General features: G+C 57.7%; 18 protein-coding genes. 6 read left to right on the forward strand and 12 right to left on the reverse strand.

The window, feature by feature from the left end; all coding sequences use genetic code 11:
• Positions 1-79 precede the first annotated feature (79 nt).
• On the forward strand, positions 80-2,587 hold the full coding sequence (locus ACR0BI_RS12350; protein ID WP_480562461.1) for a GcvT family protein: 2,508 nt from the start codon (positions 80-82) through the stop codon (positions 2,585-2,587).
• Positions 2,588-2,656: 69 nt separating this feature from the next.
• On the opposite strand, the gene ACR0BI_RS12355 is transcribed toward ACR0BI_RS12350, so the two are convergent.
• The 3 genes from ACR0BI_RS12355 to ACR0BI_RS12365 all read right to left on the reverse strand — a co-directional run bounded on the left by ACR0BI_RS12355 (position 2,657) and on the right by ACR0BI_RS12365 (position 4,782).
• Positions 2,657-2,992 carry a carboxymuconolactone decarboxylase family protein gene (locus ACR0BI_RS12355; protein ID WP_170392499.1) on the reverse strand — a complete coding sequence of 112 codons (336 nt, stop codon included), beginning with the start codon at positions 2,990-2,992 and terminating at the stop codon, positions 2,657-2,659.
• Between the two features lie 72 nt (positions 2,993-3,064).
• Complete coding sequence (locus tag ACR0BI_RS12360; protein ID WP_480562460.1) at positions 3,065-3,718, reverse strand: DUF938 domain-containing protein; 654 nt, start codon at positions 3,716-3,718, stop codon at positions 3,065-3,067.
• A gap of 2 nt (positions 3,719-3,720) precedes the next feature.
• Positions 3,721-4,782, reverse strand: coding sequence for an NAD(P)/FAD-dependent oxidoreductase (locus ACR0BI_RS12365; protein WP_480562459.1), 1,062 nt, complete (start codon positions 4,780-4,782; stop codon positions 3,721-3,723).
• A 203-nt stretch (positions 4,783-4,985) separates the two neighbouring features.
• Here ACR0BI_RS12365 and ACR0BI_RS12370 point away from each other — a divergent pair, with 203 nt between their 5' ends.
• Complete coding sequence (locus tag ACR0BI_RS12370; RefSeq protein WP_170392922.1) at positions 4,986-5,396, forward strand: hypothetical protein; 411 nt, start codon at positions 4,986-4,988, stop codon at positions 5,394-5,396.
• Positions 5,397-5,399: 3 nt separating this feature from the next.
• Complete coding sequence (locus ACR0BI_RS12375; RefSeq protein ID WP_170646627.1) at positions 5,400-6,632, forward strand: HlyD family secretion protein; 1,233 nt, start codon at positions 5,400-5,402, stop codon at positions 6,630-6,632.
• A 195-nt stretch (positions 6,633-6,827) separates the two neighbouring features.
• On the opposite strand, the gene ACR0BI_RS12380 is transcribed toward ACR0BI_RS12375, so the two are convergent.
• The 8 genes from ACR0BI_RS12380 to xdhA all read right to left on the reverse strand — a co-directional run bounded on the left by ACR0BI_RS12380 (position 6,828) and on the right by xdhA (position 17,485).
• Positions 6,828-7,862: a S41 family peptidase gene (locus tag ACR0BI_RS12380; protein ID WP_480562498.1), complete on the reverse strand. Its 1,035-nt coding sequence runs from the start codon at positions 7,860-7,862 to the stop codon at positions 6,828-6,830.
• Positions 7,863-8,124: 262 nt separating this feature from the next.
• The gene (locus tag ACR0BI_RS12385; RefSeq protein ID WP_170392494.1) at positions 8,125-9,198 is read right to left on the reverse strand and encodes a BMP family ABC transporter substrate-binding protein; all 1,074 of its coding nucleotides are present in this window, start codon (positions 9,196-9,198) and stop codon (positions 8,125-8,127) included.
• Positions 9,199-9,232: 34 nt separating this feature from the next.
• Positions 9,233-10,153: an ABC transporter permease gene (locus tag ACR0BI_RS12390; protein ID WP_170392493.1), complete on the reverse strand. Its 921-nt coding sequence runs from the start codon at positions 10,151-10,153 to the stop codon at positions 9,233-9,235.
• A gap of 1 nt (position 10,154) precedes the next feature.
• Positions 10,155-11,237, reverse strand: coding sequence for an ABC transporter permease (locus ACR0BI_RS12395; protein WP_170392492.1), 1,083 nt, complete (start codon positions 11,235-11,237; stop codon positions 10,155-10,157).
• Positions 11,238-11,275: 38 nt separating this feature from the next.
• Positions 11,276-12,793, reverse strand: coding sequence for an ABC transporter ATP-binding protein (locus ACR0BI_RS12400; RefSeq protein ID WP_170392491.1), 1,518 nt, complete (start codon positions 12,791-12,793; stop codon positions 11,276-11,278).
• Positions 12,790-13,725, reverse strand: a complete 936-nt coding sequence (xdhC, locus tag ACR0BI_RS12405; protein ID WP_480562458.1) for a xanthine dehydrogenase accessory protein XdhC — start codon at positions 13,723-13,725, stop codon at positions 12,790-12,792. The genes ACR0BI_RS12400 and xdhC overlap by 4 nt, the downstream gene beginning before the upstream one ends.
• Complete coding sequence (gene xdhB / locus ACR0BI_RS12410) at positions 13,725-16,127, reverse strand: xanthine dehydrogenase molybdopterin binding subunit (RefSeq protein ID WP_480562457.1); 2,403 nt, start codon at positions 16,125-16,127, stop codon at positions 13,725-13,727. The genes xdhC and xdhB overlap by 1 nt, the downstream gene beginning before the upstream one ends.
• The gene (gene xdhA, locus ACR0BI_RS12415; RefSeq protein ID WP_480562456.1) at positions 16,124-17,485 is read right to left on the reverse strand and encodes a xanthine dehydrogenase small subunit; all 1,362 of its coding nucleotides are present in this window, start codon (positions 17,483-17,485) and stop codon (positions 16,124-16,126) included. Before xdhA ends, xdhB begins: the two co-directional genes overlap by 4 nt.
• A gap of 342 nt (positions 17,486-17,827) precedes the next feature.
• Between xdhA and dnaE the strand changes: the two genes are divergently transcribed.
• The 3 genes from dnaE (at position 17,828) to ACR0BI_RS12430 (ending at position 22,001) form a co-directional block, all read left to right on the forward strand.
• Positions 17,828-21,328 (forward strand): DNA polymerase III subunit alpha, encoded by a 3,501-nt coding sequence (gene dnaE, locus ACR0BI_RS12420; RefSeq protein ID WP_170564231.1) that lies wholly within the window; start codon positions 17,828-17,830, stop codon positions 21,326-21,328.
• An 86-nt stretch (positions 21,329-21,414) separates the two neighbouring features.
• Positions 21,415-21,627 (forward strand): YMGG-like glycine zipper-containing protein, encoded by a 213-nt coding sequence (locus ACR0BI_RS12425; protein ID WP_170392486.1) that lies wholly within the window; start codon positions 21,415-21,417, stop codon positions 21,625-21,627.
• Positions 21,628-21,632: 5 nt separating this feature from the next.
• Positions 21,633-22,001, forward strand: coding sequence for a hypothetical protein (locus tag ACR0BI_RS12430; RefSeq protein WP_170392485.1), 369 nt, complete (start codon positions 21,633-21,635; stop codon positions 21,999-22,001).
• A gap of 4 nt (positions 22,002-22,005) precedes the next feature.
• Here the strand turns inward: ACR0BI_RS12430 and ACR0BI_RS12435 are convergent, their stop codons facing one another.
• Positions 22,006-22,200 (reverse strand): SlyX family protein, encoded by a 195-nt coding sequence (locus ACR0BI_RS12435; RefSeq protein WP_170392484.1) that lies wholly within the window; start codon positions 22,198-22,200, stop codon positions 22,006-22,008.
• Positions 22,201-22,229: the final 29 nt, after the last annotated feature.

Here is a 22,229-nt window from a genome sequence, read left to right on the forward strand (position 1 = left end):
ACTGGTCGGATGAATGTCGCGTCGAGCCCCTCAAATGCGCCATATGGTGTCAACTGAATTCAAGGGGAGACACCCGGCTATGAAAACCCAAGTCAAAGCACTGGTCGTTGGCGGCGGCGCCGTCGGGACCTCGATTGCCTATCACCTTGCCAAAGCGGGCTGGGATGATGTGATGCTGATCGAGCGGGACGAACTGACATCCGGTTCCACCTGGCACGCAGCGGGCCTGTTGCCGTTGTTTAACATGTCGTATGCCACGACCCACATCCACAAGTACTCAGTCGATTTCTACAAGACACTAGAGGAAGAAACCGGCTTGAATGCAGGCTTCGCCGTAGTCGGAAACCTGCGTATGGCACAGACGCAAGAGCGTATGGATGAATACATGCTCTATGCATCCACAGCGGAAACTTGTGATGTTGCATATGAGTGGCTGACGCCCGAGCAAATCAAGGAACGTTGGCCTCTGATCGAAACTTCCGACTTGAAAGGCGCGATCTATCACACTGAAGACGGCTACATTAACCCTGCGGACGTGACCCAGGCGATGGCCAAAGGTGCGCGTCAGCGCGGTGTCGACATCGTTCGCAAGATGCAGGCCGATGCGTTCCGCTGGAACGGTACTCACTGGGAAGTCACCTGCACTAAGATGGTCGAAAAGGGCGGCAACCTCATTCCGTCAGATGAGCAGGTTGTGATCACCGCCGAACATGTTGTGACCGCGTCAGGCAACCACGCACAGCGGACCGCGAAAATGCTGGGTATCAAGTTGCCCGCGATCCCGGTCGAGCATACCTTCATCGTCATGGACAAAGACCCCGAGCTGGTCAAATGGCGTGAAGCGGGCAACCCCGAGCATCCAGTTGTGCGTGATGCCGACAACGAGTCGTATGCGCGCGAAGAACGTGGCGGCTGGATTCTGGGTATCTACGAACATGGCGCTCCTGCGCAGTTCGAACACGGCGTGCCGGACAGCTTCCGCGCTGACCTATTCCCGCTGGATCTGGATCGGATCGCCGATCAGTACATGGCGATGGCCGAACGCGTGCCGTCCTGTGCTGAGTCCGGTCTGAAAGACGATTTCAACGGCCCGATCTGCTACACACCTGATGGCAACCCGCTGGTCGGTCCCGCTCCGGGGCTGCGCAACATGTGGCTTGCTGAAGGCTTCAGTTTTGGCATCACCGCTGCGGGCGGCACCGGTTATTATCTGGCTCAGATGATGGTCGATGGCGAAGCCGAGATCGACATGGCTTCGCTGGACCCCAAGCGGTATTCGTCGAACTGGATGACCACCGAGTTCGCGGCGCGCAAGAACGAAGAGTGCTATGAGCACGTCTACATCCTGCACCACCCTGACGAAGAGCGCGAAGCCTGCCGTCCGCTGCGCACCGTTCCGGCCTACGACCGTCAGAAAGCTCGTGGCGCACAGTTTGGCTGGGTCAACGGCTGGGAGCGTCCGAACTATTTCGGCCCGCTGGATGCGCCTGATAACTTCGACAAAGAAAGCCGCAGCTTCCGCCGCGGTGGTTGGTGGCAGTATGCCGTCGAAGAAGCCAAAGCGATCCGAGAAGGCGTTGGCCTGATCGATGCGTCGGCCTTCACCAAGCATGTCGTCAAAGGCCCCGGTGCGACCCAGTTCCTGGATTGGTTCACCTGCAACAAGCTGCCCAAGGTCGGTCGCATCAACCTGACCTACGCGCTGACCGCGCACGGCACCACCCGCACCGAATACACCATCGTCCGCAATGGCGAGAACAATTACTACATCGTCTCTGCCGGTGCCTGGACCGAGTACGACGCCGACTACCTTTGCAAGGCGGCCGAGGACAAGATGGAGGAGTTCGGCTACATCGAAATCCAGGACGTGACCACCCAGTGGAGCGTCTTCGCGATCGCCGGACCCAAGTCGCGTGACGTTCTGAAAGAGGTCATCAAGGACGCCGATCCGGAAACCGCGCTGTCCAACGAGCGCTTCCCTTGGTTGTCGGCCCGTCAGATCGAACTGGGCATGTGCCCGGTCAACGCGATCCGCGTGGCCTATACGGGTGAGCTGGGCTGGGAACTGCACCACCCGATCGAGATGCAGAACTATCTGTTCGACCTGCTGGAGAAGGCCGGTGAAAAGCACGGCATGAAACTGGTTGGTGCCCGCGCCCAAAACTGGCTGCGCCAGGAGAAATCCTATCGCGCCTTCGGCACCGAACTGGGCCGCGACGCGACCCCGCTGGAAGCTGACCTGCCGCGCTTTGTTGATCTGTCGAAAGACTTCTACGGCAAAGCCAAGCTGGAAGAGACCGGCGTGCGCGTGAAGTGCTGCACTCTGCTGATCGACGGACCGGACGATGCCGACCCCTGGGGCCGCGAGGCGCTGTACACGCCGGAAGGTGAGCGCGTGGGTCGTTTGACCTCGGGCGGGTACTCGGTGGCGTTCGAGAAATCCATCGGTATGGGCTACGTCAAGCCCGAGTTGGCGGTCGAAGGCACCAAGCTGCAGGTCAAAATTCAGGACAAGCTGTGGGATGCGGTCGTGACTTGCGACAGCCCCTACGATCCGAAGAACGAAACAATCCGCAAAGACGGCTGACGCTTCCAAGAAATAAGGCGGTACTCACGTAGCACCGCCTACTAAAAGCCCGCTCTCGGTGGGCTTTTTTCATGCGCTTAATTCATCAAAGCAGTCTAGTGCCTTGGCGGCATACATCATGGACGGCCCACCGCCCATCTGGATGGCCATTGCCAGAACGTCCGAAATCTCGTCGCGGGTGGCTCCTGCCTTGGCCAACGCCTCGGAATGCAGGGTAATGCAAGGCTCACACCGTACTGCGATTGACATGCCTAACGCGATGAACTCTTTGGTTTTGTAGTCCAGCGTCCCGCCTTCCTTGACAGATTTTCCCAGCGCCCCGAAGGCACGCGCCGTATCAGGAATGGCTCCGTTAAGGTTACGCAAGCTTTTGCGCGTTTCGTTCAGTGAATCCTGCCAGCTCATTATCACGTCCTTCTTGATACATATGATAATCTGCATATGAATGATGAAGAGCAAAGCAGACTTTGATCCTGATCAGATTCCAGTTTTTTGGGCGACAAATGCCAAGTTGTTCGCAGGCATCTTTACGATTTCGACCAGTTCGAGGGCGTTGTCCTTTAACATAGACAATATATGTGTGTCGTCTTTGTACCCGATCTCAGGGTCTTGTTGGACCAGTGCGTCGTGAAATCGCTGGTCGCCATCGCTTGTCAGGTGTCCGTCACGTTTGAAAGGGCCATAAAGCACCAAACGCCCATCCGTTTTCAGAGCGCACGCTGCTTCGGCAACGAGGGTTTCAGCCTCGGGCAAACTGATCAGGTGCAAGAGGTTGATCAATAAAACCAAATCTTGCTGCGCCATTGTTTTGTGCCAACCCTCCGCAGTTGCATCCAGATGAGCGGCTGCGGCGGTGTTTGGTAAACCCTTGGTGTACGCATCGATGCTGGCGCGCCGTTCGGAGGTGACTTCGCTGGGTTGCCAATGCAACCCGGGCATCCGCTGGGCAAAGGCCGAAATGTGTTGTCCGGTTCCACTGGCCAGTTCCAGGGCCTGTCCTGATGACGGGGCGACCCGTGCCAGAAGATCGCACAGCACAACCGTGTTTCGGCTGGCGGCTGGGGCGACGAGTTTGCTGCCGTCGCCCTCGGTGGCGACGCTGGCATTTGAGGGCAGTTTGCGTTTTGTCATCGTTACAGCCTACCGGGTGTCAGCGCTTTCACAATCGCCGCATCAAGGCGCGGCGACGCGCCAGTCACAAGATCCGCCACAAGTTGAGAGGCAGCAGGAGCAGTCTGAAACCCATACCCTCCCTGTGCTGCCGACCAGATAAACGATGGATCGGTTGGATCAGGTCCGAGCACCAGCGTGCCATCGGCAACAAAACTACGTAACCCCGCCCAATTGGTTTCTACACGAGTTACAGTTTCAGTAACCATCGCTTCGTATCGTGCCAGTCCTTCTGCGAGAACCATGTCATCGGCGTAAGCGTCATGGGGTGTGGTTGGGTCCGCCTCGCAAGGCGAGACCAGTAGCTTGCCCGCATCAGGTTTGGCGTACCAGCTCTCGCCTGCGCCCAGCATCATTGGCCAGTTTCGCAGGTCATGTCCGCCCGGTGCGGGGATGCGCGCAATCGATCGACGGTAAGGTGTGATCCCGATGGGGGAGATTCCTGCCATCTGCGCCACCTCATCGACCCAGGCTCCGGCGGCATTTACCAGATTGCGTGCCTCAAAGGATTCTGAGGATTCGACGGTCCAATGAACCGATTTGCGGATGCTGCTGACCCTCTGACGGGTCAGGACTGAACCGCCATTCTTGCGGACGGTTCGCGCAAAGTCCTGCAGGACGCGATCTGTATCGATATCATATGCGCTATTACTTATGGCTGCATAACCGACAGTTTCAGCATTCAGGACAGGAATGTGTCCGATGGCATCTTCCGGCGAAATCTCTTGCACACCAAGATCTTGGGCGTCTTTTTGAAACAGCGCCTGTTGATCCCTTCCGCCAATCAGCATCAGGCCGCGTGGTGTGAGGTACCCATTTGTTTCAAAGAACGCAGCACTTGCCTCGTTCAATGCCTTGACCGAGTTTGGACCGTAACCCTTTTCGAACAGGGCAGCTGAACGACCCGAAGTATGATACCCCAATCCGTCCTCGGCCTCTAACACCGTGACTGTGCCGTGCTCTGACAGGCGCGCACCTGCGCTTAGCCCCGCGACACCGCCACCGATTATCAGAAAATCAATCATGCGTTTTGTTCCGTTTCCGGCCGCCAAGTGATCGAGGCGGTGGTAAGTTGACTGGCGACATTGGCGGACCATGGCACGCGTACTGCCAAACGAAAAGACACAAGCCCACCGCAATGGAAACTTGATCGTAGGCGGCCAGCCTGCTTTTAGTGCAAACAACATAAGATTCGGAGGCGGACGTGAACGCGGCAGATATTCACCCGATGGCAACGGGGCACATTCCGTCATATGTGACACAAGCAGATGGTAGCGACTTCCTCTTCACCTTCATGCTGTTTTTTACCGTCGGGATGGTCGTGCTGATCGGGGTTGCCTACTTTACGTTGCATTCGATCCCGGAAAAAATGGCGCATGAAACCAATCACCCGCAATTCCAATTGGTTGGGATTCTGGCGCTTTTGGCTTTGTTTACGCATAACGGCCTTTTCTGGGTTGCCGCCATCCTTGTGGCTGGGTTCCAGTTCCCTGATTTCGCGGCACCGCTGCGCTCGATTGCCGATGCCATCCGATCTTTGGCGCCTGGGCAGGACAAAGAACACGCTTCACCCCCTCCTGAGCCGGAAACTGAGCCCGAACAATCCAAACCCTCCGAACCGGCAGCACAGGGGCACTGAACAATGATCGAGACGATGCTGTGCGCCCTGATTACCGTGCTTCCTGACTATCTGTTTCGCCGCTTTGTGCAGGGCAAACGGATCGGGCACGAGATCACGCTGTTCACCATGTGGTACGAGTTGCGCTGGGGGCTGACGACTTGCGCTATTTTGGCGCTAACCGTTATCACAACGCTGTTCTATTTTCACCCGTCCAGCAAAACAGCGGCTTCCTACTTCCGGACGGTAACGATCCTGCCGCAGCTAGGGGGGCGCGTTTCCGAAGTCTACGTGCGCAACAATGAACAGGTGACAGCTGGACAGCCGATTTTCCGGATCGAAGACTTCACGCAAACCGCGCAGGTCGAAGCGGCGCATGCCCAGATTGCTCAGGTTCAAGCCTCGTTGAAGGTGGCGGAAACCGATCTGGCCGAGGCTGAGGCCGGGATTGCAGGCGCGCGCGCAGCTCTGGATCAGTCGCTCGAAGATCTGGAACGCAATACCACCCTGCGTGACGAGGGATCCAGCGCGGTGCGTTTGGCCGAGATTGATCGGTTGGAAAATCTGGTTGCCGAGCGTGAAGCGCAGGTGAAAGCAGCCGTCTCAAAACGCGCAGCGGTTGTACAACAGATCGAAGAGCTGATCCCGGCCCAACTTGCCAGTGCCAATGCGCAGCTGGATGCGGCATTGACCGAGTTGGACAAGACTGTGGTAAATGCTGGAGTGACGGGCAGGGTTGAACAATTCGGGCTTCAGGTCGGCGACTATGTCAGCCCTTTGCTGCGCCCGGCGGGTATTCTGGTGCCATCCTCCTCCGGACATGACCGATTCCAGGCGGCGTTCAGTCAGCTTTCGGCCCAGGTGGTCAAACCGGGTATGATTGGCGAATTGGGCTGCATGACCAAGCCCTTTACCGTTATCCCGGTGGTTGTCGTCGAGGTGCAGGATGTGATCCCATCGGGGCAGATCAGGCCATCTGATGAGTTGCGGGACGTGCAGAGCAACACCAATCCTGGTTCGATCCTTGTCTACCTTGAACCGCTCTACAAAAGCATAGCCGATGATGTGCCTCCAGGCAGCAACTGTCTGGCGAATATCTATACGGATAATCATGCAAAGCTGGAGGATGAGAGCCTCGGCTTCTGGGAAAAATCGTTCCTGCATGTGGTAGACACGATTGGCGTCGTTCATGCGGCAGGCCTGCGCCTGCGACTGATACTGATGCCGGTGAACACTCTGGTGCTGGGCGGACACTAATTTCACGCCCTAGAAGCTGACCATTGCGGCGATTCAATCGCTTGAAGTCCTGACTCGACGACAGCTGGGTATCAAAAGGCTCGTGGCTAATACTGCCCACGGGCCGATGGTGTTGGGTCTCCAATAAGACTGGCCACCAAGTAGACCTTCGCCGTGCGTGCAGCATTTGCTTTCTTTGAATGCAGCTATGCGGACTTAGCGGCTGTTTAGCGATTTGCTCATGCTTTTGAGAACTCGTTGATGGAGTTCGGTTGGTGCATCCTCAACTGCAGGTCTTTCGACCCATTCCAAATCCAAGTTCAGTGATCCCGCAGGTACGATTTTTCTTGCGATTTCGGGCGGCGTGGTATCGTCAGTCGTTCCATTCTTCCAGTCGTGAAAGGCTGATGAGTAACGAACGACCGCTCCGCTGGTCGACAATTCGAGCAATCCGCCCTCGGCAAAGAACGTCAGCCTATCTCCCATTTCCTCACCAATAAGTTTGAGCCTGTTTCCCAATCGATGTTTGAGGATGGCTACAAACACTATCGCTGCGGAAAACGTGAATTTATCGACAAGCATAACAACCTGCTTGTTTGCGCTTTCTGAGATCGCGTCGATCAAGGGCATCGTTAGAAGAAAGTCGCCACCAGTGTTTCCGCGAACATCAATTAGTAGTGTTTTGTTCGAGGATGCGCGCACGCATTCCACCGCGGCTGAGATGGCTTTAGGCAGCGCATTTTCCTTCGGATCAAAGAAGCTTGGTAACGCTATTGATAGCCCTAGCTCTTGCCAGTCCTCTATCTCTACAAATATCTCGGGTTCCCAGGCTGGATCAGCCTTGCCGTGCTCGTTTCTCGCGTAGAGCATCGATCCAGGAACTGTATGTTCATTGGCCACTTTCAGATTGGCTATCCGCCCATTTTCGTCCTGCACACGGAACTCGGTCGTGCCGCCGTTTGACGAAAAACCCAAACGTGCCAAAGCGTACGGCCAAGCCAGTAGAATCGGGCCGATGACCCGTTTCCTTTGGCACGTTCCCGCCAGAAATTTCTCTGCAGTGGCTTCAATCTGGCTCAAAGCTGAGCCGTTGACCGCTATCAACTCTCCTCGCGGTGCGGCTATCTCTGGCGCCGCGTCGATGAATTGAACGGAACGTCCAACGCTCACGAATCTCAGCGGTAGCACCTCGATCGCATCATTCGGGATCAGCCGTGTGTGCCCATTGCCGGGAAGTGCCAATAAACGCATCGCTGACAAAAGGAAGGCTTCGACAGAGCCCTCTGAGGCATATTGCCGGGTTTCACCAATACAGTCGTCAATCACGGCCTTTTCGATCTGTCGAAAACTGGGATCGGTCGGCAGGGCAGTTTCTAAAATTTGGTTCAGGTCTTCCGTGAGCGACATGTTTCACGATGCGCATAGCCATTCGTCAATGTCCAGATTGGGCTCAGGGCGACTAAAAAGGCCCGCAAAAACATGCGGGCCTTGTTGTTAGTTTCCAGGTCAGTTTTTACTGCGGAATTTCGCCTTCCAGCCCCTCAACGTAGAAATTCATGCCCGCCAGCGTACCGTCATCGGCGGTCTCGCCTTCGGCCAGCCAGTCACTGCCGTCCTGCTTTTTCAGCGGGCCAGTAAAGGGATGGTATTCACCGGCTGCCATCGCGGCTTTCAGCGCCAGTGCTTCTTCTTTAACGTCGGCGGGAACGGCGTCCGAAATCTCACCAATTGCTACCATGCCTTCCCGGATGCCATCCCATGTGTTGGCACTTTCCCATGTTCCGTCCATCACGGCCTGGGTCCGCGCGATGTAGTAGGGAGCCCAATCGTCGATGATTGAAGACACACGCGGGAAGGGTGCGTATTCGCTCATGTCGGAGGCCTGGCCAAAGGTGACAACGTTTCCTGCCTCTTGCGCGGCTGCCTGCGGTGCAGTCGAGTCAGTGTGCTGCAGGATCACGTCCGCGCCCTGTTCGATCAAAACTGTGGCGGCGTCAGCTTCTTTCGCAGGATCGAACCAAGTGTAAGCCCAGACGATCTTGAACTCGACGTCGGGGTTTACCTTCTTGGCGTGGATGTATGCCGAGTTGATGCCGCGGATCACTTCAGGGATCGGGTAGGAACCGATATAGCCGATGATGTTCGACTCGGTCATTTTCCCGGCGATGTGACCCTGAACGGCGCGACCTTCGTAGAAGCGGGCCGAGTAGACCGAGACGTTGTCGGCGGTCTTGTAGCCGGTTGCGTGCTCGAATTTCACATCCGGGAATTTCTTCGCGACGTTGATGGTCGGATCCATGTAGCCGAACGAGGTGGTGAAGATCAGGTCCGCGCCTTCCAGTGCCATCTGGGTCATCACGCGTTCTGCATCTGGGCCCTCAGGCACCGACTCGACGAACACGGTTTCAACCTTGTCGCCAAAGTGCTCTTCCACGGCCAGACGGCCCTTGTTGTGCTCATAGGTCCAGCCGCCGTCGCCCACTGGGCCGACATAGACGAAGCCGACTTTGGTCTTATCTTGGGCCATGGCTCCCGAGGCCAGACCCAGCGCCATTGCGGCGCTTGCCAAAAGTGTAGTGAATTTCATGTGTTACTCCCCAAGTTGGTTCAGTTGGCCTCGCTTAGTGCGAGGCATGGAAGGTCCGGCCCAATGCGGCAGGTGCGCTGCTCTTGTCGGCCGAAAGGATCACAAGCACAAGGATCGTGATGATGTAGGGCGACATTGCCAGATACTCGACAGGAATGGCAACGCCCGCTGCCTGCAAATTAAGCTGCAACACAGTGATGCCGCCGAACAAATAGGCGCCCAGCAAGACACGCCATGGTTTCCAGCTGGCAAAAACCACCAGCGCCAAGGCAATCCAGCCGACACCGGCAGTCATGCCCTCGGTCCACTGCGGCACGCGGATCAGGCTGATGTAGGCGCCGCCCAAGCCAGCGCAAGCACCACCAAACAGGATCGCCATGATGCGAATCTTGATGACCTTGTAGCCCAGCGCATGCGCCGCATCGTGGTTCTCGCCAACGGCGCGCAATATCAGGCCGATGCGTGTGTATTTCAGCGTGGCCCAGACGGCGGCCGTCAGGGCAATTCCGACATAGAGGATCGGGTCGTGCTGAAACAGGATTGGTCCAATAACAGGGATATCGCTGATCACCGGGATATGGATTTCACCCATGCTGGGCGGCTTGATTCCTACGTAGCTCTGCCCCATCAGCGCGCTGAACCCGAGGCCGAACAATGTTAGGGCCAGGCCACTGGCAACTTGATTGGCCAGCGCCACCTGCGTCAGCAGCACAAACAACAGCGATAGCACCGCGCCACCGATTGCTGCCGCAATAAAGCCCAGCCAGGGCGAACCGGTCTCGACCGAGATTGCGAAGCCGCTGATTGCGCCCACGATCATCATGCCCTCGACACCGAGGTTCAGGACGCCTGCTTTTTCGACCACCAATTCTCCGATTGCGGCCAACAAAAGTGGGGTTGCGGCCACCATTAGCGAGGCGACCAGAAGGACGGGGTTAATTTCACCAAGGTCCATATCACGCTACCTCGCTACGGGCCGCACGGATGCGGTAGTTTGTCAGAAGATCGAATGCCAGCAGGAAGAACAGAAGCATCCCCTGGAATACCTGAATGGCTGCGGCGGGCAGACCCAGCTGAGATTGGGCGATTTCACCACCAATATAAGTCAACGCCATCAGACCTCCGGCCAGCAGGATGCCCACCGGATGCAAACGGCCAAGGAAAGCCACGATGATCGCGGTAAAGCCGTAACCGACGTTGAAATCGATGCTGACCACGCCAGCAGGGCCCGAGACTTCGAACATCCCCGCAAGACCTGCCAGCGCGCCGGCCAGACCCAAACAGAACAGGATCAGGCGGGCAGGGTTTACACCGGCGAACTTCGCCGCACGCGGGGCCTCACCTGTCAGGCGGATGTGGAAGCCCAGCATGTGCCGGTTCAGCAAGACATATGCAAAGATAACAGCGATCAGGGCAGTGACTACGCCCCAGTGCATGCCTGAACCCGCAATCAGCTCGGCATTATACGCGCTGTCGTAGGATTGCAGATTGCGCGAACCGGGAAAGCCGAACCCTTCGGGATTCTTCAGCAGGCCTAGCGAGACCGAGGCCAGCATCTGTTCGGCCACATAGACCAACATCAGCGACACAAGGATTTCATTGGTACCGAAGCGCACTTTCAGGAAGGCTGGGATCATTGCCCATAGCCAGCCGCCAAACGCGCCTGCAATCACCATGATCGGAAAGATGTAGAATGCATCCAGCGGATAGAATGCCAGACCAGCGCCCGCACCGAAAATGGCCCCCATAATGTACTGACCCTCGGCCCCGATATTCCAGATACCGGCGCGGAAGCCTAAAGACAGGCCGATGGCGATCAAAACCAGGGGCGCGCCCTTAACCAGCAATTGCGGCCGATAATAGAAGGCGAACTCGCCAAACAGGGGTTCCCAGAAAATGGTTCCAATAGCCTCGACCGGGTTTTTGCCCAGAATGGCGAACAGTATGCCACCAAAAACCATCGTCGCCAGGACTGCGACCAGAGGGGTGGCATAAGACCACGCCTTGGACGGCTGAGGCCGTTTCTCCAACACAATCATTTGCTCATACCCCCGCGTTTCTCTTTTCTTGTAATTGTTTAGACATGGGCCACCTCCATGCCATGCGCGCCGCCCATCATCAGGCCGATCTCATCGACCGTCAGACCCGTGGTTTCACGCGGGGCGCTTAGTCGTCCTTCGTTCAAGGCGGCGAAACTGTCTGAGATTTCCATCAGTTCATCGAGGTCTTGCGAGATACAGATGACCGCAGTTCCCTTGGCCGCCAGATCCAGAATGGCCTGCCGGATCGAGGCCGCCGCCGCTGCATCCACGCCCCAAGTCGGCTGGTTCACGACCAGAACATCCGGGTTTTGCAGCACTTCGCGACCAATCACGAACTTCTGCAGGTTCCCGCCCGACAGCGACCGGGCGGCATTTTCAGGACCCGGCGTACGCACGTCAAAGGCGCTAATGATCTTTTCGGCAAAGCTCTTGGTCTCGGACCACTTCAGAAAGCCGTTATTCTCTAGCCCCTCGCGGACCGACCCAGTCAGCAGAGCGTTTTCGGTCAGGCTCATATCAGGGGCAGCCGCGTGGCCCAGCCGTTCTTCGGGCGCGGTCAACACGCCCAGCTTACGCCGCGCGGTCGGGCCGAGTTTGCCGATGGGTTGACCGCTGAATTTGATCGCATCTGCGGTGGTCGGAATTTCGCCAGAAAGCACACCCAGCAATTCATCCTGACCGTTCCCCGCGACACCCCCGATCCCCAGAACCTCGCCCTTGCGGACGGTCATGTGGACGTTGCGAAGCGCGGTTCCGAATTCCGACGGCGACGGCACTGACAATCCGCTGACATCCAGCGCAACGTCACCGAACTCCCGGCCGGAACGTTCAGGTGTCTGCAGGGTCGAGCCCACCATCATCTCAGCCATATCGCGCGCTGAGGTTTCAGCTGGTACACATTCGCCCACATTCTTACCCAGCCGCAGAATCGTGGCGTGGTCGCATAGCGTTCGAATCTCTTCCAGCTTGTGCGAGATATACAGGATCGATGTCCCTTCCGAGCGCAATTTGTTCAGCGTTTCGAAAAGGATTTCAACCTCTTGTGGCGTCAGAACCGAGGTCGGCTCGTCCATGATCAGCAACTTTGGGTCCTGCAGTAAGCAGCGGATGATTTCGACCCGCTGACGCTCACCCGCAGACAGATCACCCACCGTACGGAAAGGATCCAAGGGCAAGCCGTAGGTTTCGGATACTTCGCGAATACGCGACGCCAGATCTCCCATCGGGGGTGGGTTCTCCATCCCCAGAGCGATATTCTCGGCGACGTTCAACGCATCGAACAGCGAAAAATGCTGGAACACCATCGCGATCCCGTCCGCACGGGCGGCGCGCGGTTCAGGCGGTGCATAGGGCTGCCCTCGCAGCAGCATCGTGCCGCTGTCGGGCTTCACCAGCCCGTAGATCATTTTGACAAGCGTGGATTTGCCCGCGCCGTTTTCGCCCAGCAGCGCGTGAACTTCGCCTTCACCGATGTCAAAGGACACCTGATCATTGGCCACGACGCCGGGATAGGCTTTGGTCAGCCCTTGCAAGCTCAGAAGTGGAGTGGTCACGCGCTCAGGTCCTTCTTCAATTCGTTCTGTCGGGCGGGGCGTAACAGTTGCGCTGCCACCCCAACGGCGATCATCTGCGGGTGTTTGCCCAAGCCCGGATCGCCGATCGGACAGGTGATCCGGCTGATCCGCTTGGGCGGATGTCCAAGGGCCGCAAGCCGCGACCGGAATCGCGCCCATTTCGTAGCCGAGCCGATAAGCCCCGCAAAGAGGAAATTGTGCGAAAGCAGCCGGTTGCACAGTTCCAGATCCAGATTGTGCGAATAGGTCAGCACCAGATGCTCGGCGTCGGTTGGCGCGTGGCGAACCAGCTCGGCGGGTTTTGCGGTCGGAACCGGGGTTACACCGGTTGGAACCACATCGGGAAACCGCTCGGGTCCGGTATCGACCCAGGTGATTGCTAGATCGGGTAAGGGGGACAAAACGTCCACCAGCGCCCGGCCTACATGGCCTGCGCCCCAGATCCACAGAATACGCGTCGGTTTGTGAACGGGTTCGACCATCCAACCTTCGATCAGTTGTGGCTCGGGCGCGGCACCTTGTCCTCGCGCTGCCGCCAGCAGACGTTTGACCGATAGCGGCATCTCTCCGCCCGAGGCCGAACGCGCGATGACGGTATCGTCCAGTGCATTCAGCGTTTCATGATCAAATACTTCACTCAGCAATGAAACTGCACCGCCGCAGCATTGCCCCATGTCGGGGCCAAGAGCGTGATGCGTTAGTCGGGTGGCGGTGGTTTGGGATCGCGCAGCTTCAGTTGCCTGATACTCCAACGTGCCTCCACCGATGGTGCCACTTTGCCCGTCCTTCCAGACTAGCATCGCGGCCCCCACTTCACGTGGAGACGACCCTTTGATGCCGGCGATGACCACCCGGACCACTGTTCCGTGGGTTTTGACCGCCTCCCTCAAAGCCTCCAAGTCAAATCCCATCAGATGCCTCCCTTCATCTTTTGGACGCCGCGCCAAACCTCTTCAGCCGTGGCTGGTGCATCAAGAGCGGGGTAGACCTCTCCACAGGCCGCGACCGCATTCGACAGGGCCAGCCATGCTGAAATCCCGAGCATGAACGGAGGTTCGCCCACCGCTTTCGAACGATAGATCGTGTCCTCACGGTTTTCGGCATTCCAGAGTGCGACGTTGAATACGTCGGGTCGATCTGAGCAGGCGGGGATCTTGTAGGTCGAGGGTGCGTGTGTGCGCAGGTTGCCCGTGCCGTCCCAGACCAGTTCCTCGGTCGTTAGCCAGCCCGCGCCTTGCACATAACCGCCTTCGACCTGCCCGATATCCAACGCCGGGTTCAACGAAGCACCGGCATCATGCAGGATATCGGTGCGCAGAATGCGGTTCTCACCAGTCAGAGTGTCGACGGCCACTTCAGTGACCGACGCTCCGTAGGCGAAGTAGAAGAACGGACGGCCTCGTCCGGCGATCCGGTCCCATTCGATCTTGGGTGTCTTGTAGAAACCGGTCGCCGACAGGCTGATCCGACCCTGATAGACCAGCGCCGCAGCTTCAGCGAAGGTGTAGCGTTCTGCGCCAACCGAAACATGGCCATCAGAGAAGGTGACAGTCGACGGATCGGCCTGATGCCGCTCGGCCAGATAGTCCGCCATTCGATCGCGGATCGTATCGCAGGCCGCCTTCACGGCCATACCATTCAGGTCACTGCCCGAGGATGCCGCCGTGGCCGAAGTGTTCGGTACCTTGGCCGTATCCGTGGCGGTGATTTTGACCATCTCCAGGGGGATGCCAAAGCGCGAAGCCGCCACCTGTGCCACCTTCTGGAACAGACCCTGGCCCATCTCGGTGCCGCCGTGGTTCAGATGGACCGAGCCATCCTGATACACATGCACCAAAGCGCCTGCCTGATTCAGGTGGGTCAGCGTGAAGGAAATCCCGAACTTGACCGGAGAAAAGGCAATGCCCTTCTTGATCACGCTGTTCTCGGCGTTCCATTTCGCAATGGCGGCCTTGCGCGTTTCGTAATCGCTGGATTTCAAAAGGGCCTGAGTCATCCCGTGTAATTCGAAATCGCTGACCTCCATTCCGTAGGGCGTGGTATTGCCGCCAGCGGGCAGAGGGCGCACGGGGGCGTCCCCGGTTTCGACCGCGCCGCGGCTGGTCAGGTCCTCATGCGGGTCAGGATGACCCAAAGGCTTCTCGGACGGCGTGATCTCGGCAACCGCATGGGCCGGTTCGTAATAGTTTCGGCGGCGCAGTTCTACCGGGTCCAGGCCCAGCTCATACGCGGCGTGGTCCATCACGCGTTCGATGCCAACCATGCCCTGCGGGCCGCCGAAGCCGCGATAAGCGGTGGCGGATTGGGTGTTGGTCTTCAGCCGGTGGCTTTCGATCCGTGCATTTGGCAACAGATAGGCATTGTCCGAATGCAGCATCGCGCGGTCGGCGACGGGCAGGGACAAGTCCTGCGCCCAGCCGCAGATGGCGTAGTGGTGGAACGAGACGCCCTGAATATGGCCGTTCTCGTCAAATCCGGCCTTATAGGCGATGCGGAACGCGTGGCGTTTGCCGGTGATGGTCATATCATCGTCGCGGTCATAACGCATCTTGCACGCCTTGCCAGTTGCGCGAGCGGCCACCGCGCAAGCAACGGCCAGCGCATTGCCCTGGCTTTCCTTGCCACCAAAACCGCCGCCCATACGGCGCGTCTCGACCCTGACGGCGTGCATCGGAATGCCCAACGCATCGGCCACCTTGTGTTGGATCTCGGTCGGGTGCTGGGTCGAGCTGTGAACCAGCATATCCGCGCCTTCATTCGGCACGGCTAAAGCGGCCTGACCTTCCAGATAGAAATGCTCCTGCCCGCCAAGCTCGAATGACCCTTCGATCACATGGGCGGATCCTGCAATAGCCGCATCAGCATTGCCTTTGGCATAGATGCGCGGGCCGTCTTCGAACCGACTGTCGGCGGCCAGAGCCTCTTCGACGGTTAGGATCGGGGTTTCCTCGGCGTAGTCGATCTTGCCCAAACGGGCCGCCTTGCGGGCGGCCAGATGGCTGCTGGCGATGACCAGAAACACCGGCTGGCCGATATAGTGGACCGTTCCGTCCGACAGCAGCGGTTCATCATGGATCGAAGGCGATACGTCGTTGGCGAAGGGCAGATCATCCGCAGCCATAACCATCACGACGCCCTCGGCGGCCCTCACCGCAGACAGGTCGATTGCGGTGATCTTGCCTTTGGCAATCGGGCTGAGGCCAAAAGCCAGATGCAAACTGTCCCTGGGTGTCGGGATATCGTCCACATACCGCGCGGTTCCTGAAACGTGCAGCGGTGCTGCGTCGTGGGGGAGGGGTTTGGTCACGCTCATGCCGATACCTCCAGCACATTGGTCACTTCGCCCTGATCTTCCAAGAAGTATCTTTCGAGCATCGCTTTGGCGGTTTCCAGTCGATAGGTGGCCGAGGCGCGCATGTCCGTGAGTGGTGAATAATCGTCAGCAAAGGCAGGCAGCGCGGCGTCAATCGTCTCGCGCGCCCAAGGTTTACCGACCAATGCGGCCTCGACATGGGTTGCCCGTTTCGGGATGCCGGCCATGCCGCCGAACGCGATGCGCGCCTGCGTGACGATGCCGCCCGAGACGGTGATGTTGAAACACCCGCAGACGGCCGAGATGTCCTGATCGAACCGCTTGCTGAGTTTATAGGCCTTCAGGCGATCCAGCTGACGGGGGAAGCTGACAGCTTCGACGAATTCACCGGGAACGCGGTCCTGTTTGCCATAGTCGATAAAGAACTCTTCCAGCGGAAGGGACCGACGGGTGTCGCCTTTGCGCAGATGAAGGGTTGCGTCCAGAGCAATCAGCGCAGGCGGGTTGTCCCCAATGGGCGAGCCATTGGCTATGTTGCCGCCCACCGTTGCAGCATGGCGCAACTGTACACTGGCGTAGCGGCGGATCATTTCGGCGTAAGAGGGGTGAAGATCGGCCAGAGCCTCACCCATCCGATTCATGTCGACCATTGCGCCAAAGCGAATTTCATCGTCGGTGATGGTGATTTGTTTGAGATCATCGCAACGGTTGAGGAAGATTACTGGATCCAGGTCGCGCAGTTGCTTTGTCACCCACAGGCCGACATCTGTTGCTCCGGCAACCAGCGTGGCATCCGGGTTTTTAACATATACAGCTGCCAGTTCATCGGAAGATTCAGGCAGCATGCGCGACGCAGCAGAAGATGCGAGTGGCTTGTCTTTGACCCAGACTGGCACGGGACGGTCCTCGACCGCTTTCGCGGCGCGAATAATCGGTGCATAGCCAGTGCAGCGGCACAGGTTTCCGGCAAGCTGGGTGTCATGATCCGTGGCGCCCGTCGCATGGCTGGCGACCATCGACATGACAAAACCCGGAGTGCAAAAACCGCATTGCGAACCGTGCAAGTCAACCATTGCCTGTTGAACGGGATGTGCTTCGCCATCCGGGCCGCTTGCCCCTTCGACTGTTCGAACCGCTTTGCCATGCAGCTGGGGCAAGAACAGGATGCAGGAGTTCAGAGCTTTTGCACCGTCTTCGTCCGTCACCATGACCGTGCACGCGCCGCAATCGCCTTCGTTGCAGCCTTCTTTGGTGCCTGTCAGACCGCGATCTTCACGCAGCCAGTCCAGTAGGGTGGCCGTCGGATCGACATCCGGCAGCTCCACTGTCTCTCCGTTCAGAAGAAACGTGATGTTCATTCGAGAAACCCGTCGCGTTACCCGGTTGCGCCCGTTCGGCCCTCCTTCGATGCGACGTAGAAAGAGTGGCGGGCGGTAGCTTGCCGTCAGATGTTAGAAACAGCGCACCTTATCTGGCAAGAAAAACTGCCTATATGATACACCATTGCACCCGAGCGGCCCATGATTGTCGTGTATGTGTGAAACTTAATAAATTGAAAATAAACACTTTTTGGGAAGGTGTGCGTTCCTACGCCCGAAGCACCTTCTGAAAAAGCCGAATAATCACCGATGATTTTTTCGGCATTCGATGGTGCCGGTTCCCGCTTTTGCAACATCGCTGGCTGAGATAGCTTAGCCTGTATGAGCAGTTCCCCCCGATTCATTCACCTCCGCGTTCACACTGAATATTCGTTGCTGGAAGGCGCCGTGCGGCTGAAGAAGCTGCCGGACCTGTGCCAGAAGATGGAGATGCCCGCCGTCGCGGTGACGGATACCAATTCAATGTTCTCGGCCTTAGAGTTTTCGGTCACCGCCAGCGGGGCAGGTGTGCAACCGATCATGGGCTGTCAGGTCGATCTCAGTTACGTTCAGGCGCAGCCGGGAGAAAAGCCCAAAGCACCCGCGCCGCTGGTGCTGCTGGCACAATCCGAGGTGGGATATGAGAATCTGATGAAGCTCAGTTCCTGCCTGTATGTAGACAAAAGCGGGCAGTTGCCGCAGGTCACTTTGGACGAATTGGCGGAACGATCAGATGATTTGATCTGCTTAACCGGCGGTCCAGACGGGCCCGTAGGGTTGCTGTTACAGCAAGGTCAGCGCCCTGCTGCCGAGGCTTTGGTGGATCGTTTGTCCGCGATTTTCCCGGATCGCCTTTATGTTGAGTTGCAGCGTCACCCTGGCGAAGGAGGTCAACCTGAGGCCGAGCGCTTGACCGAGCGCGGTCATGTCGAGATGGCGTATGACAAGAACCTGCCGCTGGTGGCCACCAATGACGTCTATTTTCCGACTTCGGACATGTACGAGGCCCACGACGCGCTGATCTGTATCGCCGAGGGGGCTTATGTCGACCAGCAGGACGGTCGCCGACGTCTGACCGCGCAGCACTATTTCAAGTCGCAGCAGGAGATGGTGACGCTGTTCGCCGATCTGCCCGAAGCCGTCGAGAATACGGTTGAAATCGCGCAACGCTGCGCCTTCATGGCCTATCGCCGCGACCCGATCCTGCCGAAGTTTGCAGATGATGAGGTCGCCGAACTGCGTCGCATCGCCAACGAGGGTCTGCAAAAACGTCTGGCCGTGATCCCGCACGCCGTGACACCTGAAGAATATCAGGAACGACTGGATTTCGAACTTGGCATCATCGAAGGGATGGGCTTCCCCGGCTATTTCCTGATCGTTGCCGACTTTATCCAGTGGGCTAAGGATCATGACATTCCGGTGGGTCCGGGGCGAGGCTCGGGTGCGGGATCACTGGTGGCTTATGCGTTGACGATTACCGACCTTGATCCGCTGCGGTATTCGCTTCTGTTTGAACGGTTTCTGAACCCCGAGCGGGTTTCTATGCCCGACTTCGATATCGACTTCTGCATGGATCGCCGTGAAGAGGTTATCCGCTACGTGCAGCAGAAATACGGGCGCGACAAAGTGGGGCAGATCATCACCTTCGGTGCCTTGCTGTCGAAGGCGGCTGTGCGCGATATTGGGCGTGTATTGCAGATGCCATACGGGCAGGTTGATCGCCTGTCCAAGATGATCCCAGTCGAAGGCGTCAAACCCGTTTCCATCGAAAAGGCGCTGAAGGATGAGCCGCGCCTGCGGGAAGAGGCACGCAATGAAGAGGTCGTGGACCGTCTGCTCACATATGGCCAGCAAGTCGAGGGGCTGCTGCGCAACGCCTCGACACACGCTGCCGGCGTGGTGATCGGAGACCGGCCGCTGGATGCACTGGTTCCAATATACCAGGACCCGCGCTCGGACATGCCTGCGACCCAATTCAACATGAAATGGGTTGAACAGGCCGGGCTTGTAAAGTTCGATTTCCTGGGTCTGAAAACACTGACCGTGATCCAGAACGCGATGGATTTGATCTTTAAGTCAGGCCGTGACCTTCACATAGCTCCCGATGGCACGGAACTCTATGAACCCGCCGAAGGGGCAATAAATCAGATCAACGCCATCCCGCTGGATGACGAGGCGACGTACAAACTCTATTCGGCGGCCAAGACGGTGGCGGTGTTCCAGGTTGAATCCTCGGGCATGATGGATGCGCTCAAGCGGATGAAGCCGGATTGTATCGAGGATATCATCGCCCTCGTCGCGCTTTATCGACCCGGCCCGATGGAGAACATCCCCAAGTTCTGCGAAGTCAAGAACAAGCTTAGCGAACGCGACACGCTGCACCCGTCCATCGACCATATCTTGGATGAGACGCAGGGCATCATCGTCTATCAGGAACAGGTGATGCAGATCGCGCAGGAAATGGCGGGTTACAGCCTTGGGGGCGCGGACTTGCTGCGCCGCGCGATGGGTAAGAAAATTCAGGAGGCGATGGATGCAGAGCGGCCCAAGTTCCTCAAAGGTGCTGCCGAAAACAATGTGGATGAGGCCAAGGCGACCGAAGTCTGGAACCTGCTGGACAAGTTCGCCAACTATGGCTTCAACAAATCCCACGCCGCCGCCTATGCGGTGGTCAGCTATCAAACCGGCTGGCTAAAGGCGAACCACCCGGTCGAGTTCATGGCAGGTGTCATGAACTGCGATATCCATCTGACCGACAAGCTCGCGATCTATTTTGAGGAAGTCCGCAAGGGGCTGCAGCTGCCCTATGTTCCGCCGTGCGTAAATCGATCCCAAGCGACCTTTGATGTGGCCGATGGGCATTTGGTCTATGCGCTGGGCGCGCTCAAGAACGTAGGCGTCGAGGCAATGAATCTTGTGGTTGAGGGGCGTGGCGAAAAGCCTTTCGTAAACCTGTTCGACTTCGCCCGCCGTGTTGACCTGAAGAAGGTCGGCAAACGCCCGCTTGAGATGCTGGCTCGCGCCGGTGCCTTTGACGAGCTCGATAAAAATCGTCGCCGTGTGTTTGAAAGCCTTGATCCGTTGGTTCAGTATTCGGCGGCGATTCACGAGCAGAAGAATTCCAACCAAGTTTCCCTGTTTGGCGAGGCAGGCGATGACCTGCCCGAACCGCGTCTGTCCCCTTCGCCTGATTGGCTACCTGCCGAACGCCTAAGCGAGGAATTCAAGGCCATCGGATTCTACCTGTCTGGCCATCCGCTGGATGACTATATGCCGGCCCTGAAGCGCAAACAGGTGCTGACACTGGACCAGGTGACTGAAAAGGCGCGCTCTGGACCATTTATCGCTAAGATGGCCGGAGTCGTTGCAGGTCGGCAGGAAAGGAAATCAGCGCGTGGCAATCGGTTTGCTTTTGCGCAGCTCTCTGATCCGACTGGGGCATTCGAGGTCACGTTATTCTCGGAAACACTGGAGAAATCCCGAGAGTTTCTGGAAACCGGCGCACAGGTGGTACTGACGGCCGAAGCGACCATGGAGGCCGATCAGCTGAAACTGCTGGGCCGTTCCGTTGGTCCGGTTGATACAGTTGTGGCCGATGCGGGTGCGACGGGTTTGCGTGTGTTTGTCGAGGATTCGAAGGTTTTGCCGAACATGGCCACGGTACTGGAAGGCGCAGAGGCTTCAGCCAAAAGGGTGGCCAAGGGACCTGTTTATGTTTGCCTATTCGATCCCGGACTGCCAGGCGAGGTCGAGATGGATCTGGGCCGGGAATTTCCGATCAACCCAGAAATCAAAGGCGCGCTGAAGTCGCTCGAGGGGATATCGGAGATCGAAGAAATCTGATCCCGAACCGTAATGTTGCCACACGCGATGGACCCCGCTAGGCTGGGTGAACATCCTCAAAGGTCATTTCACAGGAGGGTTCCGAAATGGCAAGTTCAGGCAATGTTTTCAGGATATTTACACTCGCCGCGGCATGTTCACTTGCATTGGCCACTGCGGTACATGCAGACGACAAAAAGAAGAAAAACACTCTTACCGGGGCCTTGGTCGGCGCGGGCGTTGGCGCGCTGGTCGGCGATGGTAAAGGGGCTGCGGTCGGTGGGGTGGCCGGTGCGATTATCGGACATAACTGGAAGTGAAGCTGATGCAGTCAATTCTCGTAAAATCTACTTTCTGTGCCACGCTCTTTGTCGTACCCACATTCGCGCTGGCTGACGATTCAGCAGAGCAGATGGTACAGGATGCCTTGCCTGTGATGCACTACACATGTGCGTCGATCGCAGAGGAGGCTGATGGCGACGAAGAATTTGTCGTGGCCGTTGTTGGAAAAATGACGGCCCTGTCACTCTATAACCGCCAGATCAATATCGAAGATCATGCGGCCACTGACGAGGAAAAGACCCAACTGCGCGAAGCCTTCATTGCTGCTCTGTCAGAGGGTTGTGCCGCCGACAAGAATGCCCTTCTGGGCGGTGTGGTCGATAACGCGGTGAAGTCGACGCTGGGGTTGTAACCCCTCAGTAATGCGGCGGGCGTTCGTCGCCGAACACAACGCCGCCTGAGCCTTCCTGCGCGCGTTCCGCCTCGCGTTGCAACAGCATCTCGACGCGGCGGGTCAGGCGGTCGATCTCGTTCTGTTGGTTTGTGACGACCGAGTTCAGCTCTTCGACCGTGCGGGTCAGATGGGCGATCTGCTCTTCCAGATGCTGCATGGGGCTCTCCTTATAGGCGTCTCATAGCG

Source organism: Ruegeria sp. E5 (genome assembly GCF_056534105.1).

Excerpts from the sequence above, each read along its gene's own strand:
- ACR0BI_RS12350 (WP_480562461.1), top strand. The coding sequence starts at position 80 with ATGAAAACCCAAGTCAAAGCACTGGTCGTTGGCGGCGGCGCCGTCGGG.
- ACR0BI_RS12355 (WP_170392499.1), bottom strand. The coding sequence starts at position 2,992 with ATGAGCTGGCAGGATTCACTGAACGAAACGCGCAAAAGCTTGCGTAAC.
- ACR0BI_RS12360 (WP_480562460.1), bottom strand. The coding sequence starts at position 3,718 with ATGACAAAACGCAAACTGCCCTCAAATGCCAGCGTCGCCACCGAGGGC.
- ACR0BI_RS12365 (WP_480562459.1), bottom strand. The coding sequence starts at position 4,782 with ATGATTGATTTTCTGATAATCGGTGGCGGTGTCGCGGGGCTAAGCGCA.
- ACR0BI_RS12370 (WP_170392922.1), top strand. The coding sequence starts at position 4,986 with ATGGCAACGGGGCACATTCCGTCATATGTGACACAAGCAGATGGTAGC.
- ACR0BI_RS12375 (WP_170646627.1), top strand. The coding sequence starts at position 5,400 with ATGATCGAGACGATGCTGTGCGCCCTGATTACCGTGCTTCCTGACTAT.
- ACR0BI_RS12380 (WP_480562498.1), bottom strand. The coding sequence starts at position 7,862 with ATGCGTTTATTGGCACTTCCCGGCAATGGGCACACACGGCTGATCCCG.
- ACR0BI_RS12385 (WP_170392494.1), bottom strand. The coding sequence starts at position 9,198 with ATGAAATTCACTACACTTTTGGCAAGCGCCGCAATGGCGCTGGGTCTG.
- ACR0BI_RS12390 (WP_170392493.1), bottom strand. The coding sequence starts at position 10,153 with ATGGACCTTGGTGAAATTAACCCCGTCCTTCTGGTCGCCTCGCTAATG.
- ACR0BI_RS12395 (WP_170392492.1), bottom strand. The coding sequence starts at position 11,237 with ATGATTGTGTTGGAGAAACGGCCTCAGCCGTCCAAGGCGTGGTCTTAT.
- xdhC (WP_480562458.1), bottom strand. The coding sequence starts at position 13,725 with ATGGGATTTGACTTGGAGGCTTTGAGGGAGGCGGTCAAAACCCACGGA.
- xdhB (WP_480562457.1), bottom strand. The coding sequence starts at position 16,127 with ATGAGCGTGACCAAACCCCTCCCCCACGACGCAGCACCGCTGCACGTT.
- xdhA (WP_480562456.1), bottom strand. The coding sequence starts at position 17,485 with ATGAACATCACGTTTCTTCTGAACGGAGAGACAGTGGAGCTGCCGGAT.
- dnaE (WP_170564231.1), top strand. The coding sequence starts at position 17,828 with ATGAGCAGTTCCCCCCGATTCATTCACCTCCGCGTTCACACTGAATAT.
- ACR0BI_RS12425 (WP_170392486.1), top strand. The coding sequence starts at position 21,415 with ATGGCAAGTTCAGGCAATGTTTTCAGGATATTTACACTCGCCGCGGCA.
- ACR0BI_RS12430 (WP_170392485.1), top strand. The coding sequence starts at position 21,633 with ATGCAGTCAATTCTCGTAAAATCTACTTTCTGTGCCACGCTCTTTGTC.
- ACR0BI_RS12435 (WP_170392484.1), bottom strand. The coding sequence starts at position 22,200 with ATGCAGCATCTGGAAGAGCAGATCGCCCATCTGACCCGCACGGTCGAA.